We start from the raw sequence: 5739 nt of genomic DNA, 5'->3' as shown, positions 1-5739 counted from the left end.
GGTCACCCCGTTGGGGACCAGGAAGCGCGGGCCGGGCAGGCCGAGGATGTCACGGGCCTCGGCGCGGGTCGAGGGGGAGACGACCACCACCGGTCGGCGCCGGTAGACCCACCGGCTGCCCGGCGCCTCCAGCAGCTGCCCGACCCGGGCGACCGGCCCGGGGAAGTACAACGGGAACTGTTTCTGATGAACGTGGTGGAGCACCTGCACGACGGGGGTGCTCGCCGGCAGCACCAGGGGACTGAAGAACGGGATCCCGTTCTGGCAGTCGACGACGGCGTCGACGCGGTGCCCGGCCCGCCCCAGGCTGGCCAGCCGGGCAAGCACCGACGGATAGACGCCGAAGGTGCCGCCCCCGCGGCGCACCTCGACGCCGCCGACGGACTCGGCGACGGGCGGACCCGGGCGTTCACCGTCCGTGGCCCGCGAGGTCAGCAGGGTGACCCGGGCGCCGGCCGCGGCGAACCGTTCGGCGATCGACTGGCAGAACAGCTCCGCCCCGCCGGCCTGCGGATGCTCCCGGTCCCGCCAGTTGAGGAACACCACGTGCCGGCCGGCGAGGGTGGGCAGGTACCGGCGCTCCCGGGACCCTCCGCGGTGTGTCGACCCTTCCGGGGGTGTCACGCTGAGGCTTCCCGTCACCGGTGGCATTCCTTCCGTTTCGTTTCGCTCGCCAGGGCTTACCATGTTCGTCTGCAACGTTCGCCTGCAACCTACCGATGTCGGAAAATCGTCGGCCACTTACCATGGTCGGTGTTTCGCTGTGGGTGATTCGACGTGTCCCGTTCCCGGTGGGGAGACTGATGGCGAAGCCCTCGCGTGAGGCTGTGACGGGCCTGCTGGCCGGTCCGGCAGCGCTGGCCGTCGCCGGCATGCTCGTCAACGGGTGCAACCTGCTGATGAACCTGATCGTCGTCCGGTCGCTGGACCCGGACTCCTACGGCGCCGTGTCGGTGCAGGTCAGCATCTTCCTGATTCTCTCGGTCGCGGGTAACGCGCTGCTGATCGCCGTGGTGCAGCACGAGACGTCTGGGCCGGGGGGCACCCGGCGCGAGCAGTGGTCCTGGATCCGGCGGCTGCGGGGCGCCTGCGGCGTCGGCATCGTGATCTCCGCGATCGTCGCGGTGGTGCTGTGCCGGCCGGTGGCCGCGCTGATGTCTTATCCGCATCCGCTCGCGATCGCCGAGGCGACCATCGGTGCCGCGCTGTGGACGCTGCTGTGCGTCGAACGCGGCCTGCTGCAGGCCCGGGGGGCCTATCCGCGCCTCGCCGTCAACTTCGTGGTCGAGGGCTTCGTCCGGATCGGCCTGGTGATCGTGCTCGTGCTGGGCGGGCTCGGGGTGAACGGCGCGGGCCTGGGCATCGTGCTCGGCGTCGTCGTCGGCGCCGAGCACGCCCGGTGGGCCGTCACGCGCACCCCGCGGCTGCCGCGTCCGCCCGTGTCCCAGCGCGGGGCGACCGTGCTGCCTGACGACGGCACACCGCCGGCCACCGGGCCGATTCCGCTGCCGATCCCGGCGCCGCGCGCCAGCGCCCGGCACAGCGTCATCGCCGACACCACCGTCGCCCTCGGCGCGCTGATCCCCCTCGCCCTGCTGCAGAATATGGACGTCGTCATCGTCGGCTGGCTGGGGTCCTCCGGGGTCGGCGGCTACGCGGCGATCTCGACGGCCTGCAAGGTACCGGTCTTCATCGGGCTGGCGGTCGCGAACTTCCTGCTGCCCGAGGCGGCACGACGGCGCAAGGAGGGACGCCCCGCCGGGGGCACGTTGGTCGTGGCGCTGGTCTTCGTCGTCGCTCCCGGGCTCTTCCTCGCCGGGCTCGGTCTGTTCGCGGCCAAGTGGTTGATCGGACTCGTCTTCGGGGCGCATCTCACCGACGCCGCCTCCGCGCTGTCGGTGCTCGCGCTGAGCATGACCCTGCTGGCCGTCACCCTGATGTTCACCACGTACCTGCTCGGCGCCGGGGTGCGCCGGGTCGTCGGCGTGCTCGCCGTCGCCACCGTGGCGACGGCTGGGGCGCTCGTCTCGGCCGGCGGCGGATCGATGGCCACGGCCACCGCCGCGCTCGCCGCCGAGTCGGTGACCGCGCTCGCGGTCGGCCTGCTCGTGGTCCAGCTGCATCACACCGACCGCCGGGCGGCGCGGGCCGCCGAGACGCACCGGCGGCCGGCGGGGGGCGTGGGACTACCCGACCCCCAGCCCGGCGAGGGGGTCCCGGCCCGGGTGTGAGGAGTTCCTCTGCCCGACGAGTCCCAGCCCACCCCGCGCGGAGAGGCCACCGCTGATGCCAGCCCAGACCCGTCCGAACGCGGACGGCGGTGAGCCCGGTTCTCCCGGTTCTCCCGGGTCGTCGGGGTCGTCGGGGTCGTCGGGGTCGGTGCGCTCGCCGTTCGCCGTCACCCGCCGCCGCCTGCTCGCGACGGCCGTGGGCCTCGGCGCGACGTCCGCCGGCGCCCTCGTCGCCGCGCGCCTGCTCTCCTCGTCCTCGGGTCCGACCTCCTCCGGTGACCTGCCGCTGAGCCGACCCTCGGCACCGGTCGGCGGGGTCACCGTGGGCCCGTCGATGCCGGCCGGGGCGGTGGCGGGCCTGCCCAGGAACCTGCTGACCATCTATGGCGCACCCGGCACCTTCGGAAACCTCGACGACCAGTCGGCCATCGAGATCGCCGAGGTGCCGGGCTGGGGCTTCGGCCCCGGTCAGGCCGCCTTCCTGTCCGCGGTCGCCGCGGACGGTACCGTCTTCCTCGCGACGACTCCGTTCACCGACGACCAGGCGAAGCTGACCGGTACGGGCATGGAGATCGAGATCTTCGAGCCGGTCACCGAACGGTTCACCCGCCTGGTGATCCCCTCAACGAAGGGCCGGACGAGCCTGCCCCGGGCCGACCCGAACTACCATGGTGTAGGCGGCGGGGACATCTCGGACGTGATCGTCGTGCCCGGCCCGGACGGCACCGAGCGGGTGGTCTTCGTCTCGCTGATGCCCTTCTTCGGCTGGAACACCTCCGTCGACGGCGAGTTGCCGAGCATCGGTCAGCTCCGGCGGGACTCCCTGGGCGGACGGTGGGCCTACGACCGGACGGCATCCAGGACAGCGGCTCAGCTCGCCAGCGCCGCCCCGCCGTACGTGGCGGCGCTGGCCTTCCCGGTGCTCGCGCCGCTGGAGCCGCGCTCACCGCGCGGGCCGTCCTCGATCGCCCGGCTGCCCCGCAGCGGGCACCTGGTCATCGCCCAGTACCTGGGGACCGGGGTCGGCGGCACCGACAACGGCGCCCTGCTCGTTGTCGACCTCGCCGGCCGGGTGCGGGCGCACTGGCAGTACCCGCAGGCCCGCCCGCTGGGCCTCGAGCTGGTCGTGAACCCGCGGGAGGTCGTCGCCGATCCCACCAGCGAACCTGATGACGAATGGTTCGTGCTGATCAGTGACGTGCGCGGGCTGGACTTCCGGGCCCAGCCCTTCCCCGTGCAGGAGTTCTCCTACTCGGCGTCGCGGGGCACCATCAGCCCGAAGAGCACGGCGGTGCGCGCCGTTCAGGACGGCTCCCGGATGGAGTCGGCCGTGTTCGGCACGGACGGCACCTTGTACGTGGCCCGCACCAAGGCCGACGGGCTGCGGGCGGAGACCCTCGCCGTCTACCCGAAGATCGATGGGAAACGCGGCCTGGTGACCCGGGCCCCCGCCACGGGCAACTGGCCGGTCGACACCTGGGGCATCGCCAACCGCCCCGACTACCTGATCGCGGGCACCGACCGGGGTGGGCTGGTGTGCAGCATCACCGTCGATCCAGCCACCGGCGCGGTGCTGCTCGCCGGGCTCGACGGCCTGGTGCAGGTCGTGCGGCCGGCGGGGCGCGGCACGCGGATGACCTTCCGCACCGACCGGCCGATCGACGTGGGGCTGAGCAGGCTGCGGGGCCCCGCGACCCGGTATGTCGGGGTGCGCCGCGGCGCGGTCGACGCCCGCCGGCGCAGCCTGTGGCTCCCGGTGAACCAGCTGGTGCTCGACGGCCTGCCCTGGCCGTACCCCCCGTTCAAGCTCGATCAGTGGTTGCTGCGCGTCAACCTGGATGTGCTGCTCGGCGACGAGTAGGTGACGGGCGGCCGGCGGGGGCCAGCGGCGCTCGGCGGGGGCCTGCGGGGGCCGGCGGCGCTCAGCCCCCGCCGGCGGCGCCGTGTAGCGGCAGCGCGAGCAGGTAGGGGTCGACGTGGGTGCCGAGGAAGCCGAGATGGCGGTAGAACGCCCGGCCGGGTTGCCGTATCGCGTGGGCGAGCAGGAGCGGCACTCCGACCATGCGATGGACGGTCAGTGACCGCATCACGGCGTCCCGCACGAGTTGGGCGCCGACCCCGCGGCCCTGGTAGCGGACATCGACCGCGAGCCGCCCCACGAACATCGCCGGAACGGGTTCGGTGGACCGGCGCGACCACCGGCGTGAACCGGGGATCCGTTCCAGGGCGGCGGTGGCCAGGCAGTAGTAGCCGGCGATCCGGGTACCACCGACGATCACGAACGTGTTCGTCGTCCGGTCCTGCTGGTGTTCGAGGGCGTGGTGGCGCAGCCAGCCGTCGAGCAGGTCGTCACCGCTGTTGAAGGTGAGCCGGTCCGGGCCCTCGGACAGGGCCGCGGGCTTGGCGAGGGGCACTGCGTAGGATCCTTTCTTGGGACCGCGTCGGACCGGGTCGGGACCGCCGGTCGACTGGCCGGCTGGTCGGCCGACCGGGAGGCGGGCAGAGGTGGCGGGGTGCTCCGGCTACTCCGGCTGCTCCGAGCCCGGTTCCTCGTCGAGGAGCCGGCGCAGCCGGGGGGAGTCCGGCGGCGGCGTGTCGAGCAGCGCCTCGAGCTTGCTCCAGTCGGCATCCGGGACGCGGAACAGGCGGCGGTCGGCGAGAACCTCTCGCGCGTATCGCTTCATGGCCTCGACGGCGAAGTCCTCAAGGGACAGGCCCTCACCCTCCGCGGCCGAGCGGATGATCTCGGCTTCGTCCTGGGGTAGCCGTACCGCGAGTCTGTCGTCCCTGGCGGTGCTCATACTGGCAGTCTGCCCTCCGGGTCTTCGGACCCGTTTCCCCGGGTCTCGCTCGCCGACGTGGGTACCACATCCATCGCGGCCGGGTCGCCCGGATGCCCGGAGGCCGGCCGGAGCGCGGATCCGGTCGGCCGCCCGGCATCTCTTCGTACCAGAGAGGTCCTACGCCCGTGGCGCTTTCGCCTGTCCCCACCGTCCCGCTCGCGCACGGTGCCCGGATGCCCAGGCTCGGGCTCGGAACCTGGCCGCTGAACGACCGGGAGGTCCAGGGGGTGGTGGAACAGGCGCTCGGGCTGGGCTACCGGTTGATCGACACCGCGCACAACTACGGCAACGAGAAGGGGGTCGGCGCCGGGCTACGCGCCGTCAGCGTGCCCCGCGAGGAGCTGTTCGTCACCACGAAGTTCAACAAACGCTCACACAGCGTCCGCGGCGTGCGCAGGGCCGCGGTGGAGAGCACCCGCCGGATGGGGCTGGACTACCTCGATCTGCTCCTCATCCACTGGCCGAACCCGTGGCGGGATCGGTACGTCGAGGCCTGGAAGGGGCTCGACGAGCTGCTGAAGGACGGCCAGGTACGCGCGATCGGGGTGTCGAACTTCAAGACGACCCACCTCGACCGGCTGCTGGCCCAGACCGGTGTCGCGCCGGACGTGAATCGGGTCTGGATCTGTCGCTGATCTTGTGATTCTTCTGGCCCGCCGGTGATC

At 72.6% G+C, this 5739-nt stretch carries 5 protein-coding genes and 1 pseudogene; 3 read left to right on the top strand and 3 right to left on the bottom strand.

Annotated elements, in window-relative coordinates; genetic code table 11:
- Positions 1–624 (bottom strand): glycosyltransferase (locus ACY45C_RS16800; protein WP_462188519.1); only part of this gene is annotated, 624 nt, incomplete at its 3' end.
- 179 nt (positions 625–803) lie between these two features.
- On the opposite strand from ACY45C_RS16800, the gene ACY45C_RS16795 reads away from it, so the two are divergent.
- Together ACY45C_RS16795 and ACY45C_RS16790 are read left to right on the top strand one after the other, a co-directional pair.
- Positions 804–2231 (top strand): lipopolysaccharide biosynthesis protein, encoded by a 1428-nt coding sequence (locus ACY45C_RS16795; RefSeq protein ID WP_462188515.1) that lies wholly within the window; start codon positions 804–806, stop codon positions 2229–2231.
- Positions 2232–2286: 55 nt separating this feature from the next.
- Complete coding sequence (locus ACY45C_RS16790; RefSeq protein WP_462188514.1) at positions 2287–4092, top strand: hypothetical protein; 1806 nt, start codon at positions 2287–2289, stop codon at positions 4090–4092.
- 61 nt (positions 4093–4153) lie between these two features.
- On the opposite strand, the gene ACY45C_RS16785 is transcribed toward ACY45C_RS16790, so the two are convergent.
- The gene (locus ACY45C_RS16785) at positions 4154–4645 is read right to left on the bottom strand and encodes a GNAT family N-acetyltransferase (protein WP_462188513.1); all 492 of its coding nucleotides are present in this window, start codon (positions 4643–4645) and stop codon (positions 4154–4156) included.
- A gap of 108 nt (positions 4646–4753) precedes the next feature.
- Positions 4754–5032, bottom strand: a complete 279-nt coding sequence (locus ACY45C_RS16780) for a type II toxin-antitoxin system TacA family antitoxin (protein WP_462188512.1) — start codon at positions 5030–5032, stop codon at positions 4754–4756.
- Positions 5033–5199: 167 nt separating this feature from the next.
- Here ACY45C_RS16780 and ACY45C_RS16775 point away from each other — a divergent pair.
- Positions 5200–5694, top strand: a pseudogene (locus tag ACY45C_RS16775) (aldo/keto reductase); the annotation flags it as partial.
- Between the last annotated feature and the right edge of the window lie 45 nt (positions 5695–5739).

It is taken from the genome of Frankia sp. CcWB2, from assembly GCF_977927585.1.
This window is presented reverse-complemented; position numbering and strand designations above follow the sequence as displayed.